This window comes from Streptococcus mitis (assembly GCF_023109515.1).
GTDB classification, from domain to species: Bacteria; Bacillota; Bacilli; order Lactobacillales; family Streptococcaceae; genus Streptococcus; species Streptococcus mitis_CS.
Window position 1 is genome coordinate 894,785 of record NZ_JALDUM010000001.1, and the last position, 23,890, is coordinate 918,674.

Annotated in this window: 27 protein-coding genes and 3 riboswitches; of the genes, 5 read left to right on the forward strand and 22 right to left on the reverse strand. The window is 39.7% G+C overall.

All coding sequences use genetic code 11. From position 1 onward, the window contains the following. Positions 1 to 109 precede the first annotated feature (109 nt). Positions 110 to 207, forward strand: a riboswitch (TPP riboswitch). 83 nt (positions 208 to 290) lie between these two features. After that, a complete protein-coding gene (gene thiD, locus M1G05_RS04455) occupies positions 291 to 1,082 on the forward strand; it encodes a bifunctional hydroxymethylpyrimidine kinase/phosphomethylpyrimidine kinase (RefSeq protein ID WP_153199564.1) in 792 nt (263 codons plus the stop codon). Between the two features lie 159 nt (positions 1,083 to 1,241). Here the strand turns inward: thiD and thiE (M1G05_RS04460) are convergent, their stop codons facing one another. The 11 genes from thiE (M1G05_RS04460) to lctO all read right to left on the reverse strand — a co-directional run bounded on the left by thiE (M1G05_RS04460) (position 1,242) and on the right by lctO (position 10,919). Beyond that, positions 1,242 to 1,874 (reverse strand): thiamine phosphate synthase, encoded by a 633-nt coding sequence (gene thiE / locus M1G05_RS04460; RefSeq protein WP_247953188.1) that lies wholly within the window; start codon positions 1,872 to 1,874, stop codon positions 1,242 to 1,244. Beyond that, positions 1,867 to 2,670 (reverse strand): hydroxyethylthiazole kinase, encoded by an 804-nt coding sequence (thiM, locus tag M1G05_RS04465; protein WP_001147718.1) that lies wholly within the window; start codon positions 2,668 to 2,670, stop codon positions 1,867 to 1,869. Before thiM (M1G05_RS04465) ends, thiE (M1G05_RS04460) begins: the two co-directional genes overlap by 8 nt. Further along, positions 2,670 to 3,194 (reverse strand): energy coupling factor transporter S component ThiW, encoded by a 525-nt coding sequence (thiW, locus tag M1G05_RS04470; protein ID WP_247953189.1) that lies wholly within the window; start codon positions 3,192 to 3,194, stop codon positions 2,670 to 2,672. Before thiW ends, thiM (M1G05_RS04465) begins: the two co-directional genes overlap by 1 nt. Positions 3,195 to 3,198: 4 nt before the next feature. Further along, positions 3,199 to 3,891 carry a thiaminase II gene (gene tenA, locus M1G05_RS04475; RefSeq protein WP_247953190.1) on the reverse strand — a complete coding sequence of 231 codons (693 nt, stop codon included), beginning with the start codon at positions 3,889 to 3,891 and terminating at the stop codon, positions 3,199 to 3,201. 10 nt (positions 3,892 to 3,901) lie between these two features. Next, positions 3,902 to 4,552, reverse strand: coding sequence for an energy-coupling factor transporter transmembrane component T (locus tag M1G05_RS04480; protein ID WP_247932675.1), 651 nt, complete (start codon positions 4,550 to 4,552; stop codon positions 3,902 to 3,904). 1 nt (position 4,553) lies between these two features. Beyond that, positions 4,554 to 5,939, reverse strand: coding sequence for an ATP-binding cassette domain-containing protein (locus tag M1G05_RS04485; RefSeq protein WP_247953191.1), 1,386 nt, complete (start codon positions 5,937 to 5,939; stop codon positions 4,554 to 4,556). Beyond that, positions 5,940 to 6,500, reverse strand: coding sequence for an ECF transporter S component (locus M1G05_RS04490; protein WP_179211375.1), 561 nt, complete (start codon positions 6,498 to 6,500; stop codon positions 5,940 to 5,942). Positions 6,501 to 6,657: 157 nt separating this feature from the next. Then, positions 6,658 to 6,746: riboswitch (TPP riboswitch) on the reverse strand. Between the two features lie 213 nt (positions 6,747 to 6,959). Then, positions 6,960 to 7,589, reverse strand: coding sequence for a thiamine phosphate synthase (thiE, locus tag M1G05_RS04495; RefSeq protein WP_247953192.1), 630 nt, complete (start codon positions 7,587 to 7,589; stop codon positions 6,960 to 6,962). Between the two features lies 1 nt (position 7,590). Further along, entirely contained in the window at positions 7,591 to 8,373 is a 783-nt protein-coding gene (thiM, locus tag M1G05_RS04500; protein WP_247953193.1) for a hydroxyethylthiazole kinase, read from the reverse strand. Between the two features lie 276 nt (positions 8,374 to 8,649). Continuing rightward, positions 8,650 to 9,318: a TenA family protein gene (locus M1G05_RS04505; RefSeq protein ID WP_060627886.1), complete on the reverse strand. Its 669-nt coding sequence runs from the start codon at positions 9,316 to 9,318 to the stop codon at positions 8,650 to 8,652. 214 nt (positions 9,319 to 9,532) lie between these two features. Beyond that, positions 9,533 to 9,621: riboswitch (TPP riboswitch) on the reverse strand. 161 nt (positions 9,622 to 9,782) lie between these two features. After that, positions 9,783 to 10,919, reverse strand: coding sequence for an L-lactate oxidase (lctO, locus tag M1G05_RS04510; RefSeq protein WP_000120723.1), 1,137 nt, complete (start codon positions 10,917 to 10,919; stop codon positions 9,783 to 9,785). 215 nt (positions 10,920 to 11,134) lie between these two features. Between lctO and M1G05_RS04515 the strand changes: the two genes are divergently transcribed. The 4 genes from M1G05_RS04515 to M1G05_RS04530 are packed head-to-tail and all read left to right on the forward strand — an operon-like array spanning position 11,135 to position 14,089. Beyond that, complete coding sequence (locus M1G05_RS04515; protein ID WP_060627884.1) at positions 11,135 to 11,815, forward strand: amino acid ABC transporter permease; 681 nt, start codon at positions 11,135 to 11,137, stop codon at positions 11,813 to 11,815. Further along, positions 11,775 to 12,452, forward strand: a complete 678-nt coding sequence (locus M1G05_RS04520; RefSeq protein ID WP_247953194.1) for an amino acid ABC transporter permease — start codon at positions 11,775 to 11,777, stop codon at positions 12,450 to 12,452. The genes M1G05_RS04515 and M1G05_RS04520 overlap by 41 nt, the downstream gene beginning before the upstream one ends. After that, complete coding sequence (locus tag M1G05_RS04525; RefSeq protein WP_060627880.1) at positions 12,453 to 13,211, forward strand: amino acid ABC transporter ATP-binding protein; 759 nt, start codon at positions 12,453 to 12,455, stop codon at positions 13,209 to 13,211. Between the two features lie 11 nt (positions 13,212 to 13,222). Continuing rightward, the gene (locus tag M1G05_RS04530) at positions 13,223 to 14,089 is read left to right on the forward strand and encodes a cysteine ABC transporter substrate-binding protein (protein ID WP_125417003.1); all 867 of its coding nucleotides are present in this window, start codon (positions 13,223 to 13,225) and stop codon (positions 14,087 to 14,089) included. An 86-nt stretch (positions 14,090 to 14,175) separates the two neighbouring features. Here the strand turns inward: M1G05_RS04530 and M1G05_RS04535 are convergent, their stop codons facing one another. From M1G05_RS04535 to M1G05_RS04585, 11 genes are all read right to left on the reverse strand, one after another. Further along, positions 14,176 to 14,823: an ABC transporter ATP-binding protein gene (locus M1G05_RS04535; RefSeq protein ID WP_001002574.1), complete on the reverse strand. Its 648-nt coding sequence runs from the start codon at positions 14,821 to 14,823 to the stop codon at positions 14,176 to 14,178. Beyond that, positions 14,820 to 15,518 (reverse strand): hypothetical protein, encoded by a 699-nt coding sequence (locus tag M1G05_RS04540; RefSeq protein ID WP_185776732.1) that lies wholly within the window; start codon positions 15,516 to 15,518, stop codon positions 14,820 to 14,822. The genes M1G05_RS04535 and M1G05_RS04540 overlap by 4 nt, the downstream gene beginning before the upstream one ends. Positions 15,519 to 15,527: 9 nt before the next feature. Further along, positions 15,528 to 16,280, reverse strand: a complete 753-nt coding sequence (locus tag M1G05_RS04545; protein ID WP_000808907.1) for a hypothetical protein — start codon at positions 16,278 to 16,280, stop codon at positions 15,528 to 15,530. After that, complete coding sequence (locus tag M1G05_RS04550; protein ID WP_247953195.1) at positions 16,280 to 17,044, reverse strand: hypothetical protein; 765 nt, start codon at positions 17,042 to 17,044, stop codon at positions 16,280 to 16,282. Before M1G05_RS04550 ends, M1G05_RS04545 begins: the two co-directional genes overlap by 1 nt. Positions 17,045 to 17,139: 95 nt before the next feature. Beyond that, positions 17,140 to 17,544, reverse strand: coding sequence for a hypothetical protein (locus tag M1G05_RS04555; RefSeq protein WP_000829084.1), 405 nt, complete (start codon positions 17,542 to 17,544; stop codon positions 17,140 to 17,142). Between the two features lie 325 nt (positions 17,545 to 17,869). Further along, the gene (gene pyrE / locus M1G05_RS04560; RefSeq protein WP_247953196.1) at positions 17,870 to 18,502 is read right to left on the reverse strand and encodes an orotate phosphoribosyltransferase; all 633 of its coding nucleotides are present in this window, start codon (positions 18,500 to 18,502) and stop codon (positions 17,870 to 17,872) included. Between the two features lie 39 nt (positions 18,503 to 18,541). Next, entirely contained in the window at positions 18,542 to 19,237 is a 696-nt protein-coding gene (gene pyrF / locus M1G05_RS04565) for an orotidine-5'-phosphate decarboxylase (protein ID WP_247953197.1), read from the reverse strand. A 232-nt stretch (positions 19,238 to 19,469) separates the two neighbouring features. Next, positions 19,470 to 20,723, reverse strand: coding sequence for a cell division protein FtsQ/DivIB (locus M1G05_RS04570; RefSeq protein WP_247953198.1), 1,254 nt, complete (start codon positions 20,721 to 20,723; stop codon positions 19,470 to 19,472). A 9-nt stretch (positions 20,724 to 20,732) separates the two neighbouring features. Further along, positions 20,733 to 21,791: a UDP-N-acetylglucosamine--N-acetylmuramyl-(pentapeptide) pyrophosphoryl-undecaprenol N-acetylglucosamine transferase gene (locus tag M1G05_RS04575; protein WP_060627867.1), complete on the reverse strand. Its 1,059-nt coding sequence runs from the start codon at positions 21,789 to 21,791 to the stop codon at positions 20,733 to 20,735. Position 21,792: 1 nt separating this feature from the next. Continuing rightward, on the reverse strand, positions 21,793 to 23,145 hold the full coding sequence (gene murD, locus M1G05_RS04580; RefSeq protein ID WP_247953199.1) for a UDP-N-acetylmuramoyl-L-alanine--D-glutamate ligase: 1,353 nt from the start codon (positions 23,143 to 23,145) through the stop codon (positions 21,793 to 21,795). Positions 23,146 to 23,248: 103 nt separating this feature from the next. Further along, complete coding sequence (locus M1G05_RS04585) at positions 23,249 to 23,890, reverse strand: ABC transporter ATP-binding protein (RefSeq protein WP_247953200.1); 642 nt, start codon at positions 23,888 to 23,890, stop codon at positions 23,249 to 23,251.

The following is a 23,890-nucleotide window of genomic DNA, read 5'->3' on the forward strand; positions in this document are numbered from 1 at the left end:
GAAATTAATCTTTTCTTTGAAAATTTGAATTTTAACCATTTGATAAAGGATTTTCAGTCAAATCTTACTATATAAACTATAAAAATATGCTATACTAAAGAAAAAAGAAAACAACCACTAGGGGTGCGTAAAGCTGAGATTAACAACTGTTAGACCCTTTGACTCAATCTAGGTAATGCTAGCTGATGGAAGTGGAAATGATAATGGGGACTAGCAGTCTTCTATTGCCTTCCTGAAACAAACTAGCTTGTTCTTAAGAATACAAACTTCAGTTGGTTGGGAGGTTTTAGATGACTTATTTACCCGTTGCTTTGACCATTGCAGGGACTGACCCTAGTGGTGGTGCTGGCATTATGGCTGACTTAAAGTCGTTCCAAGCTAGAGATGTCTATGGGATGGCCGTTGTGACCAGTCTTGTCGCTCAAAATACCAGAGGCGTTCAATTGATCGAGCACGTTTCTCCTCAAATGTTGAAAGCCCAATTGGACAGTGTCTTTTCGGATATCAAGCCTCAGGCTGTAAAAACTGGGATGTTGGCAACTACCGAAATCATGGAAATCATCCAACCCTATCTTAAAATGCTGGACTGTCCCTACGTCCTTGACCCTGTTATGGTCGCTACGAGCGGAGACACCCTGATTGATACCAGTGCCAGAAGCTACCTAAAAACAAACCTACTTCCCCTTGCAACCATTATCACTCCGAATCTTCCTGAGGCAGAAGAGATTGTTGGTTTTTCAATCCATGATCCTGAAGACATGCAGCGTGCCGGTCGCCTGATTTTAAAAGAATTTGGTCCTCAGTCTGTGGTCATCAAAGGTGGGCATCTCGAAGGCGGTGCCAAGGATTTCCTCTTTACCAAGGATGACCAATTTGTCTGGGAAAGTCCACGAATTCAAACCTGTCACACCCATGGTACTGGATGTACCTTTGCTGCAGTGATTACGGCTGAACTTGCCAAGGGTAAAACCCTCTATCAAGCAGTTGATAAGGCCAAGGCCTTTATCACTAAAGCCATCCAAGATGCCCCTCAACTCGGTCATGGTTCTGGCCCAGTCAACCATACAAGTTTTAAAGATTAAAAAAACTCTCTAGTTCCCACTTTAAGGGAATTAGAGAGTTTTTATACTCTTCGAAAATCTCTTCAAACTGCATCAGCTTTATCTGCAACCTCAAAGCTATGCTTTGAGCAATCTGCAACTAGCTTCCTAGTTTGATCTTTGATTTTCATTGAGTATTAATTAGCAAATAATGTCATCCAGCTTTGTTAAAAAGGCTTGTGTTTTTTCCTCAATATCTTCTGCTTGCATCAAATCACGCACTACAGCAACTCCAGCTATGTCAGTGCCGATAAGTTGGTCAATATTCTCTGATGTCAAGCCTCCGATAGCAACTACTGGAATAGCGACCCTTTGGCAAATTGTCTTCAAGGTTGAAATCAGGGTGATAGGCGCATTTTCCTTGGTCGTAGTCGGGAAAATGGCTCCTGTCCCCAAGTAATTCGCCCCTCCTTCTTCTGCCTCGAGAGCTCTTTTTACAGTTTTAGCTGTAACACCGAGGATTTTGTCAGGGCCCAAGACTTGTCGGGCAACCGAAACTGGTAGTTCATCGTCTCCGATATGCAGACCAGCAGCATCAACCGCAAGACAAACATCCAAACGATCATCGATTATCAAGGGTACCTGATAGGCATCTGTTATTTCCTTGACTTGTTTTGCCAGTTGATAATATTGATTTGTTGTGAGATTTTTTTCTCGTAATTGGACTATGGTAACCCCTGAGCGGCAAGCCGTCTCAATCTTTTCAAGAAAACTTTGCAAGGAATCTTGGTAGCGATTGGTTACCAGATATAGTCTAAGTGCTTCTCTATTCATAAACCTCTCCTTTGATAGCATCTAGCCAGTTTTCATCTCTTTTGAGGAGTGAAAGCTGATTGAGTACTTGGTAACGAAAATCTTCCAATCCCATTCCTTGAACAACTATTCTCTCAGCGGAGATATTGAGATAAGAAACCGCTAGGAAAGAAGCTTCAAAGGCAGTCTTTCCTTGGCTGAGAAAAACAGCTGTTAAAGCTCCAACCAAGTCTCCTGTCCCTGTTATCCAGTCTAATTCAGCACAGCCATTTCCCAGTACAGCGACCTGATTCTTCGAAACGATGAGGTCCTTAGGGCCTGTGACTAAGAATGACATACCTGGATAGATCTGACACCAGTCTTTCAAGACTTGAAGCAAATCCTCAGTTTCTTGATCTTTAGCACTCGCATCTACCCCAACGCCGTGGTGTTTTAAGCCAACAAGACTTCGGATTTCCGACATATTTCCTTTAAGTACCGTAGGTCTATAGTCTAAAAGGTCTTTAACTAAGCTCTTACGAATGGATGAAACTGTTACGCCAACTGCATCTACTACCATTGGAAGACAAACTTGATCTGCATAAGAAGCTGCCATACGGATTGCTTTTTCCTTCTCAGCTGACAAATGCCCCAAATTGATGAAGAGTGCCTGGCTTTGCTTAGTAAAATCAAGAACCTCACGGGGATCATCTGCCATAACTGGTTTACATCCCAGAGCCAAAATCCCATTTGCTAGCATCTCACAAGAAATCTCATTGGTAATACAGTGAATGAGGGAAGTCGTTGCCAGAGGAAAAGGATTTGTAAATGCCTGCATCAGTCTATCCTTTCATCAAAGAAATATCCCTGAACTTTTTTAAAGAATTCCTGCTTGATTAAAAATCGAAAGGCAATAAAGGAAATCGCTGTACCAATCAAGGTTGCACCGAAAAATCGAGGAGTGTAGATAAACCAACTAAGCTTAGCGGCCGATCCTGTAAAGAGTACCATAACAGGATAGGAAACAATAGAACCAATAATACCTGTTCCCAAAATTTCTCCCAAAGCAGAAAAGTAAAATTTTCTACCATACTTATAAAAGAGACCTGCTAGAAGGGCTCCAAAAGTCGCTCCTGTGAGAGCTAAAGGCGGAATCCCTTGAGTCGTCATACGGATAAAGGCTGTCACTGTAGCCATGGCCAAGGCATAAACAGGTCCCATCATGATTCCTGCTAGAATATTGACTACACTGGACATCGGTGCCATTCCCTCAATCCGAAAGATAGGCGTAAGGACTACATCAAGGGCAATCATCATAGATAAAATGGTTAATTTGTGAACTTGCAATTGGTTCTTTCTCATATTTCTATTCTTCTCCTTTTTCTAAAGAGTGTAAATCACTCTTCCATGTCTGGTGTTGGTAGGCCATTTCCCAAAACTTGGCTTCCATGTGGACACTTCTGTGGAAGGCCTCTAGCATTTTTTGTTTGTCCGTCTCGTCACTTTCTCGATAGAGCTGATTTACCAAAGCTTCTTCCTCTCGAATCTGCTGCTCCAACTCATCCGTAATATAAGTTTCAATCCATTGTTGGTAGAGAGGATTTGGTGATGGTTTAAGATTAAGTGATTTGCCTATATCATGATATAGCCAAGGACAAGGCAGCAAGCTTGCAAAAGCGATGGCTAGGTTGGGCTCTGCAAATTGACGATAAATGTGCGAAATGTAATGATAACAAGTTGGAGCGATTGGATGTTGCTCCATTTCCTGATCGCTGATTTCCAATTCCTTGAAAAATTGTTGGCGGATAAATAACTCACCTTCCACTAGACTCTGAGCATTTTGTTTCAAGAGTCTTTTCATCTCTTGGTTTGAAGTCTTATCAGCCAAGAGGTGATAGGCTTCTGAGAAGGCCTTCAAATAGTAGGCATCCTGAATCAAGTAATAGCGAAAGATGGACAGGTCTAAATTTCCCTCTTGTAACTGTAATACAAAGGGATGATGAAAGGAGGCCTGCCAAGCTTCCTTGGATAATTCCATCGCAATATCTGTAAATTCCATAATAACTCCTTTATAAAAATAGACTGCTTTGAAGTAATAAAAAGAACAGCAGGTAGATTAATTTTGTTTTTTTAGGAATATAAAAGGTCCGATAGCTATTCTCCACCTGTGCATGTTCGTCATATCCATGCGCCGACAGGGCTCTCAGGTAAAGATGGCGCCATCTAAAGACCGTCATCAGAACCTTGCTGTAAATCAAGGGCGACCAAACATGCAGTTCTTGATCACGTAATAAGCAAGCTTCCTTGAGAGACTTAATTTCTTGCTGAATAAGGGGAAAGGAATTGAATACCACAATCAAGGCATAGGCCCAAGAGCGTGATAACCCCTTTTGGGCCAAGTACAAGAGAAGCTCTTTTAGGGAAATAGAGGAAACAAAGACAAGGCCGATACAAACTGTCACAAAAGCCCTCGTTCCAAGCATGACTGCCTGCGAAGCATCCCCATGTAACTGAACTGCCCAATAGTTGGCCAAAGATGGCAAAATGGCAAGCAGAAGCATCCAAGCCAATACTTTAAATCGACGGTAATAGAGCATAAAGAGAATACAAAATGCGACTACCGAAAGATTCAGAGCAATCGAAGGAATGAAAGATGTTTCCAAGGATAAAATCAGCAAAAAGAGACTGATAATCGGTGTCTGGGTTGCTACTTTGACCATACTATCTCACCTCCTTTTGGGTATTGCTACTCTGAGATGTGAGTGGTTTGGTAATTGTCACTTCTTTCACATGACTGAGACCCTGACTAGTCATCTCAATCCAATAATCAACCACAGAAATCAAGGGATCCAAACGATGGCTAATGATCAGAAAACTTCTTCCTTGATTTCTCTCCTCCACAATCCACTGACAAAAATAATGGCAGGCTCTATCATCCAAACCAGCAAAAGGTTCATCTAGTAAAATCACAGACGCCTTGCTAGTCAAGATGGTCAAGAGCTGTAGAATCTTTTGCTGGCCACCACTTAATTGATAGGGGCTCTTATCGAGTGCCTGCTCCAGATCAAAATATCGTAAAGCTTGGAAAATTCGTTGATTTCTTTCAGAATCAGGTCCATCTAATTGAAGTTCCTCTCGCAGACTGACTCGGATAAACTGCTTCTCAGCTTCCTGAACAACACCCGTCAGGTCACGATACAAACTCTTTTTCTTTTTCAAGACCGAACTCTTCCAAGTAATGCGCCCCTTATACTTTTGAAATTGAAGAATAGACCGAAAGAGGGTTGATTTCCCGACACCATTATCACCCAAGATACAGGAAATTCCTTGGTAGAATGTAAAATTCACAATCGAAAAGAGGGGACGCTTATCCAGCTCACAAGTCGTTCGGTCCATATGGAATAGTTCTGGGCTAGAAGCAACTTCCTTTGAAACAGCCTGTGTCATCTCAGAGGTAGGGATTTGAAACACTTCCCTTAGTTGTCCATCTCTTAGCTCTACCATATGGTCGATATAGGCTTCATAGTCCGTTAAATCATGGTCGCACAAAATAACTATCTTCCCATCAGAGACCAACTCTTTTAGAATCTCCAATATCTCTATCCTACTCTTACGATCAATGGAAGCGAAGGGCTCATCCAAGAGATAGACCCTAGGATTCATAGCAAAGAGAACAGCCAAAGCAGCCTTTTGCTTTTCCCCACCTGATAAGTGATGAATTGGACGGTGCAAAATCGCCTTGCAGCGACATTGCTGGACAACCTCTGCTATTTTAGAATCAATTTCCTGAACAGGATGGCCGATATTCTCCAGGGTAAAAATCAGCTCCTCAAACAAGTTCTCCATGGTAAATTGATGATTGGGATTTTGAAAGAGAATACCAACCGTCTGGACACGTTCGATGATAGAAAGCTGACCGACCTCGCTCCCATTTATCAGGACTTGACCGCTATAGGGAAGAGAACTGACTTGGGCTATTATTTGAAAGAGACTTGATTTTCCTGAACCACTGCTCCCAACTAACAAGGTAAAGGCTTGCCCATGAAAGGTAAAATCAAGTGGCTCCGAGAAGATTGGGGACTGAATCTCCCGTAATTCCAGCCCCATCTATGCTTTTCCTCCAGTTGCAAACTGATGATAGAGTTTGACAATGGCACGAACCAAGATGGTACAGAAGAAAAAGACGGAAATAAAACGTACCACTAGCAAGGAAAGGACAAAAGGAAGGGAGAAGGCATAGTAACCTAACTTAATGTATTCATAGACAAAGCTAACAAGCGTAATCCCAATACTATTAGCAGTTAGAGAGAGCCAACTTTCATAGCGATTCTTGGTTACGATAAAACCAAGTTCACTTCCCAAACCTTGAACCAAGCCAGACAAAAGGGCACCTAGACCGAATTGGCTACCATAAAGGACTTCAGCAAGCGCAGCTAGCACTTCTCCAATCGTTGCGCTTCCCACTCTTGGAACAAAGATGGCCGCAATGGGCGCAGCCATACACCAGAGACCAAAGAGGATTTCATTGGCAAAGGCCTGCAAGCCAAGAGGGGCTAAAATCAGAGTGAGGACATCAAACAGATAGCCGGATCCTACAAAAACGCCACCAAAAAAGATAGACAAGAAAGCAAGTAAAATAACATCTTTTAACTGCCATTTTTTCAACATAAAAAACTCCTTTTTTAAAGAAAAGTGGGGTATTCAAGGTGAGCTACCGAAAGGCTTAACGTCCAGCCTATCCTCTTTTGATAAACAAAAAAACTCCAATTACAATCAAGAATTAGAGTTTAGCTTACAAGATTAGACAGTTCTTTTCGACATACGAAAAAAACGTTTCACATTTCCCTTCGACAGTCTTAACTGTATCAGGTTCAATGGGTATCATCTCAGCCTAAAGCACCCCAAATGTCTTTATTATTTTATTATATAACTATTATAACAAACGATTTTTTTCAGTTCAAGAAATTGAACTGGAAATACAGACTTGCACTCACAAAGACAGCAGATCTTTCTTTTGCAAAAACCAAATGTCTTGTTTGATAGATTAGCCATTTGAGCTGAATCTGGACATAGTTTTTTAGAAAAAAGAAAATCCTACTCCCTCAGAATCCAAGGAAAAATTGATAGCTATTGTTCACTCATTTCCCGAACAGTTTTTTCTATATTTTTTGCATACGATATTGCTGAAATGATTGAAACACCGTCAACATTGGTCTTCATAATGTCTTTAATATGTTCCGTCTGTATCCCACCAATTGCAACTAAGGGCATTTGTGGCAATAGTGTCCGCATCAATTTAAGACCTTCATAACCTATAGCACCACCAGCATCATCCTTTGACTGGGTATCAAATACAGGACCAACACCGACATAATCTACATATTCAACTTTTGATTGTTGAAATTCTTCCTCGTTTTTTATAGAAAGACCAATTATTTTATCTGGCATCAATTTTCTAATTTCATCAACTCCAAGGTCATCTTGTCCTACATGTACGCCATCAGCGTCAATTTCCATCGCCAAATCAATATCATCATTAACAACAAACGGAACATTGTATTTTTTACAAAGATCCTGTAGTTTAATTGCTAATTCGACTTTTTCTTTACCTTCCAGGGCCCCCTCACCTTTTTCACGGAATTGAAATAAGGTTATACCACCTTTTAAGGCTTCCTCAACGACTCTATATAGATCTTTTCCCTGGCAAGTAGTCGTTCCACAAATAAAATATAGTTTTAGTAATTCTTTTTGAAACATCTTACTTCACTCTTTTGAATTTCTTTACATCTTCATCTGTAATCTCGTATAAGGCATTTATAAATTCAACTTTAAATGTTCCAGGAAGATCTCCATTTGGACGTTTTTCTGCCATTTCTCCAGCGATATTGTAAACCAACATTGCTGTTTCTAATGATTTCAATTCTTGACCTTTTTCAAGTCCGATAAAGCTTGCTACCACTGCCCCTAATAAGCATCCTGTCCCAATAACTTTTGGCATCATGGAACTACCATTATGAATCGTTACCACTTCTCCATTTACCGCAATAGCATCCACTTCACCTGTTACTATTATAGGAATATTGAACTTCTTATTTGCTGCTAGAGCAATTTCATCAATATTATCTACTCCCGCACTATCTACTCCTTTAGACGCCACATTTATCCCTACTAAAGAGGCAATCTCGCCAGCATTTCCCCTAATCGCTGCTAGTTTATAATTGTTGATTAGATCATCTGCTACTTTTTTTCTATATTCTCCTGCTCCACAGGCTACAGGATCTAAAACTGCTGGGACATTATATTTCTCTGCAATTTTCAGAGCAGCTTGGTATAATTTCCAATTTTCATCTGTTAATGTTCCTATGTTTATTAATAAACCACCAGCATACTTTAACAAATCCTCTAAATCTGCTGGAAACTCACTCATGGCTGGTGATGCACCCAGTGCTACTAATCCATTTGCTGTGAAATTTTTTACTACATCATTGGTTATGCAAATGACCAAAGGTGCTTTTTCTTTTAATAATTTTAAACTTGTCATATTGAAATCCTTCCTTTTCACTTTATACGATCTACTGATTTCGATTTATCTCTATCTTTCGTTAAGAAATTTTTTTACATTGAATGATTTATGCTCAATGAAAATCAAAGAGCAAACTAGGAAGCTAGCCGCAGGCTGCTCAAAGCACTGCTTTGAGGTTGTAGATAAGACTGACGAAGTCAGTCACATATATAATCTAAGGTGAAGCTGACGTGGTTTGAATTTGATTTTCGAAGAGAATTACCTCATCAAATTTGTCAATATCCTGAACCTTCTCTAAGCGTCATAACCAATATCAAAAAAGGCTAATTCTAAAGCGACCGCTTGATTCCAGCGTTGCTGAAGTTCTGTCAAATCTTCTCGACCTTTTCCGACACGATTAAGTTCGTCAACCAGAAATTGAACCCACTCTGCAAAGAAAGGACCTCTGTGGAGATTGATCCATTCCGAATGAATATAGGCTTCTGGTAGAGCTAAATCTTTAGAACCCCAGTCTAAATAGAGACCTTCTGCAATGACCAACATGACCAAAAGATGGGCATAGTCTGATGATGAAACAGCAGAATACATTAAATCCTGAAAGGCTTTTGTTACAGGATGCAAGTTCACTTCCAGATAGTCATTCTCAGATACTTTTAACTCTTTGAAAGCCTTTTGGAAATAACCGTCTTCATCTGCTTCAAGAAAGCCTAATTGCTTGGCAAAACGAAGCTTGGATTCAAGCTGGTCTGCGTGGGCTACGCAAGCACCCAGCATGGATAAGAAGGCATCAAAGAAGTGATAATCTTGAATCAGGTAGTCTTTTAAGACCTTATTCTCAATTGTCCCCGCAAAAAGTTCCTTAACAAAACGATGATTGATTGCAACTTGCCAATCCTGCTGACTATTTTTTAATAATTCTCCAACAGTCAAACCTGGCTCAAATGCATAGTCTTGTGTTTCCATATTTACTTTTCCTCTCTTTACTCGTTCGTAATCAACAAAACATCAAGAAAATCCTAGTTTTACTTGACCTTTTTAAAGAAAATCAAGGGCGTCCAAGAAGAGCTACCTAAATGCTTTGTATCACCTTCATCCAGCTTATATAAACAAAAAACTCCAATTACAATCAAAAATTAGAGTTTTGCTTACAAAATTAGATGGTTTTTTCTTTCTCAAGAAAAAACTGTTCACATTTCCCTTCGCCAGTCTTAACTGTATCAGGTTCAATGGGTATCATCTCAGCTTAAAGCACCCCAAATGTCTTTATTATTTAATTACTGCACCAGTATAGCAAAAAATGAAAGCCCTAGCAAGATATTTGACTGAAAAATATATTTATATAGATTTTGATACGATTTCCCTTTATTAAAACAAAACGTTCAAAATACAAACAAAAACCTCCACATTCAGTGGAGGCAATCTTTTTATCAATACAATTTTAAGTCGCGTGGGTCAACTGGGAAGGTTGGGTTGTATGGGTTGTGACGGAGTTTGAAGTGTTTGACATCTTCAATGGTCTGAGTTCCAGATAACTGCATAACTGTCTTCAATTCTGCATTCAAGTGTTCAAAGACTTGGCGTACACCGACACTACCACCAAGGGCCAAGCCATAGATAACAGGGCGGCCAATAGCTACCAAGTCTGCTCCTGAAGCCAAAGCTTTAAAGACGTGTTGACCACGACGAATACCTGAGTCAAAGACGATTGGTACGCGTTTGTCAACTGCTTCTGCTACTTCTTGAAGTGAGTCAAAGGCAGCTGGCCCACCGTCGATTTGACGGCCACCGTGGTTGGTTACCCAGATACCAGAGGCACCTGCAGCAAGCGAACGTTCAACGTCCTCACGGCATTGTGGTCCCTTGACATAAACAGGAAGTCCTGAGTATTCAGCGATGAATTCTACATCACGTGGAGACAAGCGTTGTTTAGCTGATTTGTAAACAAAGTCCATTGATTTTCCAGCACCTTCTGGCAGGTATTCTTCAACAATCGGCATGCCAACTGGGAAGACAAATCCATTACGCTTATCAACCTCACGATTGCCCCCTACAGTCGCATCTGCTGTCAAGACAATCGCTTTATAACCTTCAGCCTTCACACGGTCCATGATATGGCGGTTGATACCGTCATCCTTACTAAAGTAAAATTGGAACCAATGAGGTGTCCCTTGAAGGGCTTCCGTAATTTCTGGAAGATCGACAGTAGAGTAAGAGCTAGTTGTGTAAAGAGAACCAAACTCATGCACACCACGCGCAGTCGCCACTTCACCCTGTTCATTTGCCAATTTATGAGCTGCAACAGGTGCCATAATGATTGGTGAAGACAATTTTTCGCCTGCAAATTCAATCTCTGTACTTGGATTTTCTACATTGCAGAGTGTATGAGGAACGATGAGTTTGTGGTTAAAGGCACGAATATTCTCACGTAAAGTGAAAGTATCCTCCGCCCCACTAGCGATATAGCCAAATGCTGCTTTAGGAATAACTTGTTGTGCCATTGGCTCCAAATCATAGGTATTGATGAAGTCTACATGACCTTCTGCATTGCTTGTTTTGTATGACATAAAATGCCCTCCTTAATAAGTAAGCGTTTACTTTGTATATTACAAAAATATCTTAACTCTTTTTTCAAAACTTTTCAAATATTTTGTTTGGAAATTTCAGAAATTTTATATCTATGATAAAAAATCCTTATCACGGCAATAAAAAATAGATATTATCCAAAGGAGATTTTAAGTGCTACAATAACTGTATTATTTCTAGATGGGAGGTTCTATTTTTGGATTGGTCCATTGTTGAACAATATCTACCACTATATCAAAAGGCTTTTCTCCTAACCTTGCATATTGCAGTTTGGGGAATTCTGGGATCCTTTCTGCTCGGTTTAATCGTTAGTATCATCCGGCATTACCGCATCCCTTTTTTGGCGCAAATAGCGACAGCCTACATTGAATTGTCACGTAATACACCCCTTTTGATTCAACTCTTCTTTCTCTACTTCGGTCTTCCCCGAATAGGGATTGTCCTATCTTCGGAAGTCTGTGCTACTCTGGGATTAGTCTTTTTAGGAGGCTCCTATATGGCAGAATCTTTCCGAAGTGGGTTGGAAGCCATCAGTCAAACCCAGCATGAGATTGGATTAGCCATCGGTCTGACACCTGTACAGGTCTTTCGCTATGTGGTTCTTCCGCAAGCAACAGCGGTGGCCCTACCATCTTTTAGCGCCAATGTCATTTTCCTCATCAAGGAAACCTCCGTTTTCTCAGCAGTAGCTTTAGCAGACCTCATGTACGTCGCCAAGGACTTGATTGGGCTCTATTATGAGACAGACATTGCGCTAGCTATGTTGGTAATTGCTTACCTGATTATGCTGCTGCCCATATCACTGGTCTTTAGCTGGATAGAAAGGAGGCTCCGCCATGCAGGATTCGGGAATCCAAGTACTCTTTCAGGGAAATAATCTCCTGCGGATTTTACAGGGATTGGGCGTCACGATTGGCATTTCTATCCTGTCTGTCCTCTTATCCATGATTTTCGGAACAGTCATGGGAATTGTCATGACCTCCCATTCTAGAATCGTACGATTTTTAACACGATTGTATCTGGAATTTATTCGTATCATGCCCCAACTGGTGCTACTCTTCATCGTTTATTTCGGATTAGCTCGAAACTTTAATATCAATATCTCAGGAGAGACTTCAGCTATTATCGTTTTTACCCTCTGGGGAACAGCTGAAATGGGGGACTTGGTCCGTGGAGCCATCACTTCCCTCCCTAAGCATCAGTTTGAAAGTGGACAGGCACTAGGTTTGACAAATGTTCAACTTTACTACCACATCATCATCCCACAGGTCTTGAGAAGATTGCTACCACAAGCCATCAACCTTGTCACTCGGATGATCAAAACCACTTCCTTGGTTGTCTTGATTGGGGTAGTTGAAGTGACCAAGGTTGGACAGCAAATCATCGATAGCAATCGCTTGACTATCCCAACCGCTTCCTTTTGGATTTATGGAACCATTCTAGTCTTGTATTTCGCAGTCTGCTTCCCTATTTCCAAACTATCCACTCACTTAGAAAAACATTGGAGGAACTAAATGTCTGAAACTATCTTAGAAATCAAGGAACTCAAAAAATCCTTCGGAGACAATCCCATCCTCCAAGGTCTATCCCTACAAATCAATAAAGGGGAAGTTGTCGTCATTCTAGGACCCTCTGGTTGTGGGAAAAGTACCCTCCTTCGTTGTCTCAACGGCTTAGAAAGTATTCAAGGTGGAGATATTCTTCTGGACGGTCAGTCTATCGTTGAAAATAAAAAAGACTTTCACCTAGTTCGCCAAAAGATTGGCATGGTCTTTCAAAGTTATGAACTCTTTCCCCATCTGGATGTCCTACAAAACCTCATCCTAGGTCCTATCAAGGCTCAAGGAAGGGACAAGAAGGAAGTAACGGAAGAAGCTCTGCAACTACTGGAACGTGTCGGTTTGCTAGACAAACAACATAGCTTTGCGCGTCAATTATCTGGTGGACAGAAGCAACGGGTTGCAATTGTCCGTGCCCTCCTCATGCATCCAGAAATCATCCTTTTTGACGAAGTGACTGCTTCGCTGGATCCAGAAATGGTGCGTGAGGTTCTAGAACTTATCAATGATTTAGCTCAAGAAGGTCGCACCATGATTTTAGTAACCCATGAAATGCAGTTTGCCCAAGCTATTGCCGATCGGATTATCTTCCTCGACCAAGGGAAAATTGCTGAAGAAGGAACGGCTCAAGCCTTCTTTACCAATCCTCAAACCAAACGAGCTCAGGAATTTTTAAACGTCTTTGACTTTAGCCAATTTGGCTCATATCTATAAAGGAGATTCTTATGAAACTATTCAAACCACTCTTAACTGTTTTGGCACTTGCCTTTGCCCTTATCTTTGTCACTGCTTGTAGCTCAGGTGGAAACGCTGGTTCATCCTCTGGCAAAACCACTGCCAAGGCTCGCACAATCGATGAAATCAAAAAAAGCGGTGAGCTACGAGTCGCCGTGTTTGGAGATAAAAAACCGTTTGGTTACGTTGACAATGACGGTTCTTACCAAGGTTACGATATTGAACTTGGGAACCAACTGGCCCAAGACCTTGGTGTCAAGGTTAAATACGTTTCAGTCGACGCTGCCAACCGTGCGGAATACTTGATTTCAAACAAGGTAGATATTACTCTTGCCAACTTTACAGTGACTGACGAACGCAAGAAACAAGTTGATTTTGCCCTTCCATACATGAAAGTTTCTCTTGGAGTCGTATCACCTAAGACTGGTCTCATTACAGACGTCAAACAACTTGAAGGTAAAACCTTAATTGTCACAAAAGGAACGACTGCTGAGACTTATTTTGAAAAGAATCATCCAGAAATTAAACTCCAAAAATATGACCAATACAGTGACTCTTACCAAGCTCTTCTTGACGGACGTGGAGATGCCTTCTCTACTGACAATACTGAAGTTCTAGCTTGGGCGCTTGAAAATAAAGGATTTGAAGTAGGAATTACTTCCCTCGGTAATCCAGATACCATTGCGGCAGCAGTTCAAAAAGGCAACCAAGAATTGCTAGACTTCATCAATAAAGATATTGAAAAATTAGGCAAAGAAAACTTCTTCCACAAGGTCTATGAAAAAACACTCCACCCAACCTACGGTGACGCTGCTAAAGCTGACGACCTGGTTGTTGAGGGCGGAAAAGTTGATTAGTCATTAACTCTTAAAAGGGACTGGAGTTTAAGCTCCAATCCCTTTTTAAGATTTTACCTATAACATTCTGAGTCTATCTAAGATGTTCAATCTGAACACAGTGTACATACTTTATCTTCTATTGAATATACTTTATCACATAAGATACGAATATCCTCTTCACTATGACTAGCAATCAAAATTGTTGTTCCTTTTTCACTAGAGAGCTTTCTAAACAATGTTCTCATATTTTCTACACTTGATTTATCCAAGGCATTCATAGGTTCATCTAGTAAAAGAATAGAGGGATTCTCCATAATTGCTTGAGCAATCCCTAGCTTTTTCCTCATACCTAGCGAATAAGTTTTAACTTTCTGGTCTTTTTGCTCATATAGACCAACTATTTTCAGTGTATCATTGATTTCCTGATTACCAACTACTCCTCGTATGCTTGCCAAATATTGTAAATTCTTAAAGCCACTATAATAATTTATAAAACCAGGTTCTTCAATCAAAGCTCCCAAATTAGCTGGAATTTTTCTCTCAGGAACAATATTTTCCCCATTGATTAACACTTCTCCATAAGACGGACTATATAAACCAGCTATTAATTTAAACAATACACTTTTCCCTGAGCCATTCGCACCAGTAATTCCTATAATTTCCCCCTGTTTACAACTAAAATTAAGGTTTTGAAAAACACATGTTTTTTTTAATTCCAACTGAATATTTTTTAATGTAATTATTTCATTCATTCTATAAACCTCCTCTTTTGACGAGTGAAATAGAAAATGCTTTTAAAAAGAAAGACTAAAAATAGCAACTGAAGAAATAGATCTCGTCCTATATCTCCATTTCCTCTATTCAGAATATAAAATAGATAATTGGTTCGATTCCCCACAAATAAACTGCCAAACACAATCATGAGTAAAAAGAAGCTAACACAAGAAAAGTTCATTTGCTCATTCGCTCCTAGTATGTATAACGTAAAGCAAAGCAAGGATAGCACACAAACATTCAAAAAATCAACTATAAACAAAACTCCTATATCCCAGTTTGGTAACTGTAACATAAATTGAATCACTAGAACTTTTACCATGATTAAAACGAGTCCATAAAGAAAACAGGTCCAAATCTGATACCTAATCCAGAGCTTAATAGAAGAAAATCGAATCACTTCCATAAAGAAATCGGATGCTCTTCTACGATATACAACTGCTAGAAAAAATGCATGAATAATAAACCAATGAAGCAACCATATAGATAAGACTAAAAAAGAGTTTTGACTCAGATTAGGCCCTTTTAAAATTTCTATAACAAGTCTATCATTTCCTTCTAACCAATACCATAATCCTAAACAAATCAATATCCAAAAAAGAACATAACCCCAAAAGTACTTGGTATAGATTATCTGATTCAACCTCCACATGTGACTACTTAACTTTCCCATTTCCAACTTTTACACTCTCCTCCAGTTTCTATGAACAGAAAATACAGTCAATGGAATTATGATAGATAGTAATGTAAGCCAATAAATCAATGCATACGGATTGGAATTTACCATATACTGAAAAATTGGCAATAATCCAATTATCCCATTGTTCAACTGATAAATCCAGAATAAGGATTCTACAAATAAAAAAGTAAACAGAAATACTAAGCTCATGTTTGATTTTTTAAACCAAGAAAAACTGCTAATAGTAAGTAAGGATAAAAAGAAATAGTATGCTATATAAGAGAAAAAAAATCCTATAAAGAAACTAGCATTGTTTGCAATACTTATACCATAAAATTCTCTTAAAAAATCAACCTCCTTTATCTCCAAAGAGAAGCTAAAACCATTACTAAATGCAATTAGAAAAATCAATAAAAATAAAGTCGCCGTCCAAATCCCCGTACTAAGAGCTGCTAATTTGAAACTAAAACTGGTAAAGTGCTTAATTGATTTCAGACGAATGCGGCACTCCAACCTATTAAAATAGTTATTCATCAAATGAAAAAAGAATAATATATATGTGAACGGAAAGCAATATACTCCAGTCGTAATATCTTGAAGTAAGACTAAGAGCCATTCTAATACATTTGGATGGATTGAATATTGGCGACATCGCAGTAAATATACTGTACTAGATAAAATACAGGATAGCAGTAATATAAAATAAACCAATACTGCTAAAAAATCTTTTTTGTAAAATTGAACAAATTGTTTCATTATATGTAGTCCTCTGAATGTAGAAAAAATGTACCATAAACAACCAAACAACTAACAAATAAAATAAAAGCAAGATGCCCACTAACTAAGGAAAGACTGATATCTTTCTGATATCCCAAAGCTAATGTTGTCACAGGTTCTAAGTAAGATAGCTCTAAAATACCCCAAAAAATACCCCCAACCATCATATAGGCAACTGGGATGAAAATAGCTCCTAATTTTTTCTTCACTAGCAAAGCACTAGCTAGTCCAAAAATAGAGAACACAGCGCCCCAAACTCCATACCAGAGAGTCGTTACAAGACTATAGAGAAACTGATTAGAATCAAATAATTCTTTTAAGGCACCACTATAGTCTCCAATATAAATTTCCTGATAAGGAGTCACTAAAAGATTAATTCCTAATAATAATAAATAGGGGAGAAAAAAGACTAGAAAAGAAGAAATAATTACAGTACTACCAACAATAGCCAGATACTTCTTTTTAGAAATTCGACACAATTGTGCTGTTAGAAAATGACTCTCAGCATCCTCTATTATCTGACCAGAATAGGGCAGTGTACAGATAAGTGCAGCTACTAGGCTAATCGGTGAAAATCCTCTAATAGAAGAAGCGGCAAAAAAAATCGATAAACCTTCAATTTTATAAATACCATTGAAAGCAAGGAAATTTCCTAAACTCATGCAAAGAAGGGTCAAAAATAAAGACATATAAAACCGAGGTGATTTAACGACTCGTACAAGATTACAAATAAAAAATTCCATCCCAACTCCTCCTTATAATAAGAATAGGGTGTAGCATTCTTTTTTCATGCTACACCCACAATCAACCATCTTTAAGGCTTACTCTGACAAGTAAGTTAATAAGAATCTGGACTCCAAGAACCTGAAGTATGAATTCTTACATGATTTCCAAACTGTGGCGCCATAGCTAATCTAGTATCAGAACCAATATAATTATCACCACCTCCATTATAGTACATGACAATCCTAGAGCCAGAACTCAATTGATACATTGGAGTGATATCTGCCCCACTATAGGCGCTACGAATAGAGGTATTTAACGTTTTACCGCCACCAGTGCTGTCATTATTATTAATTCCAGCAGAGGCGTTTTCTTTCTCAAGCGCACTAGTTGTATCCGAACCAAAACGCGGCAACGTTAAATCATAACCTCCAATCTGTCTAGCTAAGACTGTAGGGAGAAACAAACTAGCTGCAATTGTAACTACGCAAAAAAGGGAATATATTTTTCTTCTTTTCATGACATCGTCCTCCTAAGAAGTGATAAACAAGATAGTTGATTGATCAATTTGATACATATTATATTTTCATTATATCAATAAAAGAAAGCGTTGTCAATTATTTTGTTTAAAATATTGTCATATTTTAAACAAAATGGTTAAAAGAGTCTGGGACAAAAAGATTTTAATTTTAGAAATTCTTTATTATAAATTTTAAAAATCGATAGATTATAAAAAAAAAAAACGAACAAAACAGAATTCTGATTGTTAGATAACTCGTTTTGTTCGTTTTTTATATTTAAGGTTAGATTTTTGTCCCAGACTCGTCTCTCTTTATCTTACTGACCTAACCTTCTTGCCAATTCTCTTGGTCTTCTTTAAATCGTTTTAGAAGGTCGAGCCCTTCTGGTGTGATATAGCCTTCTTCTTGGGCTAGGTGGATGAGTTCACTGTAGTTAGAAAGCGTTACTAGTTTGACACCTGCATCTGAGAAGTTCTTATCTGCTTTTGGCAATTGGTAGCTGAAAATTGCTACTACTCCAAGCACATCTGCTCCTTCTCGCTTAGCTGCGGCTACGGCTTCAAGAACAGAACCACCTGTTGAAATAAGGTCTTCAACCACTACCATCTTTTGCCCCTGAGCCACGCGACCTTCGATTTGGTTACCAGCTCCGTGATCTTTTGGTTTACTACGGATATAGGCAAATGGCAAGTTCATCTTATCAGCAATGATAGCTCCGTGTGGAATCCCTGCTGTTGCAGTTCCTGCAATCACTTCTACCTCTGGAAAGGCTTCTTTGATAGCTTCCACAAAGCCATTTTCAATTAGGGTACGAGTTTCTGGATAGGCTAGCGTCACACGGTTATCAGTATAAATAGGCGATTTGATACCAGATGCCCAAGTGAAAGGCTCCTCTGGTTTGAGGTAAACGGCTTGAATTTTCAAGAGGTGGCTAGCGATATCTTTAGCAAGTGTCATGGTCTTCTCCTTTTGTTTTTCTAATCTATTTCTTTAATTCTAGTCTTGGTTCCATTCCTCTTTGATTGCATGATAAGCTGCAACAGGATCCTCAGCTTGGGTAATGGGACGTCCCACTACGATATAGTCACTGCCTATTTGATAGGCATCTGCTGGCGTCATGACGCGTTTTTGATCTCCTACTGCAGCTCCCTGTGGACGAATGCCTGGTGTCAGACAGATAAAATCTGGTTTGGTAGCCTGCTTGATGACTTGCACTTCCTGAGCCGAGCAAACAACACCATCCAAGCCAGCTTCAGCTGTCTTCTTAGCATAATGAATGACAGACTCCTGCAGGCTGGTTTGGATATTTTGAAACTCCTGCATCTGGGCTTCTGATGTTGATGTGAGCTGAGTGACAGCGATCAATTTGGCTTGACTTCCAAGACCTTCACGCGCAGCCTTCATCATCTCTACACCCCCAGCCGCATGAACATTTGTCATATCTACACCAAGCTGAGACAGGACCTTCATGGCTGACTTGACTGTATTAGGAATGTCATGCAGCTTGAGATCCAAAAAGACACTGTGCCCCAGGCCTTTCAAGTAAGACACAATCTCAGGCCCCGTTGCGTAATAAAGCTCCATCCCTACCTTTAGATAAAGGTTTTCTTCTGCTGGAAAAAGAGCTAAGAATTCCTTGACCGCCTCAAAACTAGGAAAATCAAGAGCAATAACTGGACGATGTTCTCGCATAGGTTTCTCCTTTTACCTTTGCTAGTGAGAGAGTCTGGCCACAAGAAGGCACGAAAAAAGGAACCTGCCAACAGCAAGGTTCCACGAAAAATGGGTAGTCTCCACCCTTTCACCGTCTAACCTTAGCTGCCTCTCTGGACTGCTTTAAAGGTTTTTTACTATTCTATTATTTCTACTAACACTTGTCAAGTAAAAACTTGGTCACTAAAGAGCTATAGGAGAAAAGCTAAACCTAGCGACGCGATGAACGCTGACTTGTTTGGTTTCGATTGCTTTCTTCCTCCAATTTTTTCTTCTCTTCTTCCAATTTATTCTGCTGTTCTTCTAGCCTTTTCTTCTCTTCCTCTTTCTGTTTCTTCTCAGCTTCCTTGGCCTCTTGTTTGGCCTTTTCCTCAGCTTCCATAATTAATTTATCCGCCACAGTGTAGCTGTAAATTCCAGCTTCCATGTCAATCACACTCGGTTCTGACAACTGTGGCTTAATCTTACTATAGTAAGGTAGTTTCTTACTCATTTCAGATAGAGGAACCAATACCTCGTCCGAATCATTCATAGTCAATCGAATTAAATCAGAAGTCACCTTGCTTGGGGCTAATTCCACCTTTTGGATAGCCGCCTTGAGTTCTGGGCTAATTTGAGCAAGCTCTGACGTAAAGGTCTTGATTTGTTCGCTGTCATTAAAGAGAACTGATATATAAGTTTCTGGCAGACTCACCAAACTGACCGAACTGGTCTCAAGCTGACCGCTGGAAAGAATAGGATAATGGTTTTCACCAGAAATATAGTAGGCTACAATATCATATTCCTTGACCTTGATAGTGAACTTGGTTGGAAATTGATAAACAAGCTGAGCTGATTCAACCCAATAGTTAGACTTGATCTGCTCTTCATATTTTGCCTTGTCTAGCAGAAGGTTAATCGTATAATCCGAATCCTGAATGCCTGAAGCCTGTCGAATATCATCATCTGTGGTTTGCACTGTTCCCTCAACACGAATATCCTTCATGGTTGCATAAGGGCTGAGCAAGTATGCAGAGACAACCAATAAAAGCAGACTGAGAAACAAAATCGAGATAGCCCGCCAGATATGAACTCCTGGGATTTTCGGTTTGACCGGTTTTTCCTTTACAGGCTTTTTCTCTATTTTTTTATCCTGTTTATTCTGTTTCTTTGGCTCTTTGGATTTTGGTTCTTCTTTGGGTACTTCTTTTTTGACTTCTTCTGACGCTTCTACTTTTTCTTTAGCATCTTCCTTAGCTGATTTTGGGTCTTTTGGATCAGATTCACTCTCCTGGTCCTCAGTTGCATCTGACTTTTCAGATTTCGAAGCCATTCGAGCTTGTCTTTCCTTTTCCTTCTCCTCAGCTAGGACCGCCTCTTCTTCAGCCTTCTTTTTTAGATATTCTTGGTTTCGTTTCTGCCATTCTGATAACTCTTTAAATTCTTCGAGGATTTCTTTACCCTCATTTTTCTTATCTTTTGACATTTACTTTCCTTATGATAAATCTTTTTTCAATAGTTGATAAAAATCTGCTAGAGATTTCAATTCCTTTGAAGCCTTCATCTTGGCTTGATAGTCTTCCTTGTGACTTAGTAAGTGAGAAAGCTTCTCTTCCAAACTATCCAAGGTCAAATCGCTTTCTTGAAGCTCTTCTGCATAGCCTTTTTTTACAAAGTAAGCTGCATTTTCAATCTGGTCACCACGACTAGCTTCACGACCAAGCGGCACAATAACATGCAATTTTGCCATGGCCAAGAGCTCAAAAATCGTATTGGCACCACCACGTGTCACAACAATATCAGCCAATTCCATCAAGGGTTGATAGAGATTGGTCACATAGTCAACACGAAAGAGATTTTGGCTCAACTCGTTCAGGCTAGAATCTCCAGTTAGATTGATAATATTGTAGCGCTCTGTCAGCTCTTTCTTATGGTCTGTCACCAATTGGTTAAAGACACGAGCACCTGCAGAACCACCGACAAACAATACAGTTGGCAATTTGGGATTAAAGTGGGTTTGAATATCTACCAATTCATCGGGTTCTGGATTTTTTTGATCTGAAACCTTGGTCACTGCTCCCACATGCTCGACCTTAGACAAACTTGAAGCTTGCTCAAAGGTTGAATACATCTTCGTCGCAAATTTATAGGCAATTTTATTGGCCAAGCCCATAGACAGGTCAGATTCATGAATAAAGACAGGCACTCCTGAAACACGTGCTGCGATAACAGGCGGCACAGAGACAAAGCCTCCCTTTGAAAAAAGTGCTTGTGGACGAAGTCGCAACATGATAAAGAGAGATTGGACAATTCCCCAACCAACTTTGAAGACATCTAGCATATTTTGCCAAGAGAAATAACGACGCAATTTTCCAGTCGCAATGGAATGGAAGGTGACATCCAAACCTGATTTAAGGATTTCTTGGTGTTCGATACCACGTTTATCTCCGATATAGTGGACTTCCCAGCCATCTTCGATGAACTTGGGCATCAACAAAAGGTTGAGGGTAACGTGTCCAACCGTCCCTCCACCTGTAAAGACAATTTTTTTCATATTATTCCTTTAACTCCGCTACTGTGTCGATAAAGAGGTCGCCACGTACTTCAAAGTTAGCATACATATCCCAGCTGGCATTGGCAGGACTGAGAAGGACTACATCTCCTTGAGTCGCAAGTTCATAGGCTTTGCGGGTCGCATCTGCAATATCAGTCGCATCCACATATGCCACACCAGCCTTGTCTGCTGCCCGTTTAACACGTTCTGCAGACTGACCCAGGATGACCATCTTCTTGAGTCCAGTAATATCTGGAACCAATTCGTCAAACTCATTACCACGGTCCAAACCACCTGCAATCAAAATGACCTTACTGTTGTCAAATCCTGACAAGGCTTTTTGAGTAGCCAAGATATTGGTTGACTTACTATCATTATAGAATTTGATACCCTTGATTTCATCCACAAACTGGAGACGGTGTTTGACACCACCGAAGACTGAAAGAGTTTCTTTAATACTTTGATTATCCACACCACGAAGTTTAGCTACTGCAATAGTCGCAAGGGCATTTTCCACATTGTGGCTACCTGGAACTCCGATTTCATTCGCTGCCATAACCACTTCCCCACGGAAGTAGAGTTGACCATCTTCCAGATAAGCTCCATCAACCTTTTCCTGTGTTGAAAATGGTACAACAGTAGCTTGTGTTTTAGTACCCAATTCTTTTGCCAAGTCTTGGTTAAAGTTCAAGACAAGGAAATCAGCCGCTGTCATCTTGTTCTGGATATTCCATTTGGCTGCTACATATTCCTCAAATGATCCATGATAATCGATATGAGTTGGCATGAGATTGGTAATAACCGCAATCTCTGGATGAAATTCTTTCACACCCATCAGTTGGAAAGAAGAAAGTTCCATGACAAGTGTGTCCTTGTCTGTCGCAGTTTGGGCCACTTGACTGGCAGGATAGCCGATATTTCCTGATAAGAGACCATGTTGACCAGCAGCAGTCAAAACTTCCCCGACCATCGTCGTTGTGGTTGTTTTTCCATTTGAACCTGTGATACCGATAATTGGTGCTTCTGAAATCAAGTAAGCCAATTCCACCTCAGTCAAGACTGGAATTCCCTTTGCGAAAGCCTTTTCAATCATGGGATTGCTGTAAGGTATACCTGGATTTTTCACCATGAGGGCAAACTCTTCATCCAAGAGTTCCAAAGGATGACCACCTGTGATAACCTTGATCCCTTCTTCCAACAAACTTTGCGCAGCTGGATTGTCCTCGAATGGTTTCCCGTCATTTACTGTCACAATAGCACCTAGTTTATCCAACAAACGAGCTGCAGATTCACCAGACTTGGCCAAACCTAAAACAAGGACTTTCTTATTTTTAAACTGATCTATTACTTTCATGTCTCGAACTCCATTTCTACTCTTACTATTTTACCATTTTTATGGAAATAAAAAAGCCACAAAGTGTGTTTGTGACTCTTTCTTCTAACTGAACCTTGCCATATCATCTATGTGATAAATCAGTAACTCGAATAACTTGGTCCACTTGCTCCCAAATAAGAGGATTGTGGGTCGCAATAATAATGGTCCGATTCGGATTTTTTAAAGATTCTAGGATAGAAAGTAATTCCTCAGAGTTTTTGGGGTCTAGCGACGCAGTTGGTTCATCTGCGAGAATCAAAGGGGGATCCTTTAAAATTATCTTCGCTAGTGCAACACGTTGTGCTTCTCCTCCTGATAATTCAAAGATAGGTTGCTTTAAATCTAAATAAGAGAGGTTAACACGATTTAGAGCTTGTTTCATCAAAGACATTTTCTCTTTCTCTTTCAACTTTTTACCAACTAAACCCAGATTGAGATTCTCTTTGACGGTTTGGCTTTCAATTAAGCCAAAATCTTGAAATAAGTATCCCAAGTAATCTCTAAAGAAAACAGAAGGCCTAATGTCCTTAAGAGAAGTGCCATCATAGATGATTTGTCCTTTGTCATATGGCTCTAATCGTCCAATCATATTCAAGAGTGTTGTCTTACCACAGCCACTTGTCCCGATTAAGGCATAAATTTTCCCACCTTCAAAATGAAGATTCGTATCTGAAAATAGCTGACGGCTTCCAAATTTTTTAGATATATTCTTTAGTTCAATCAT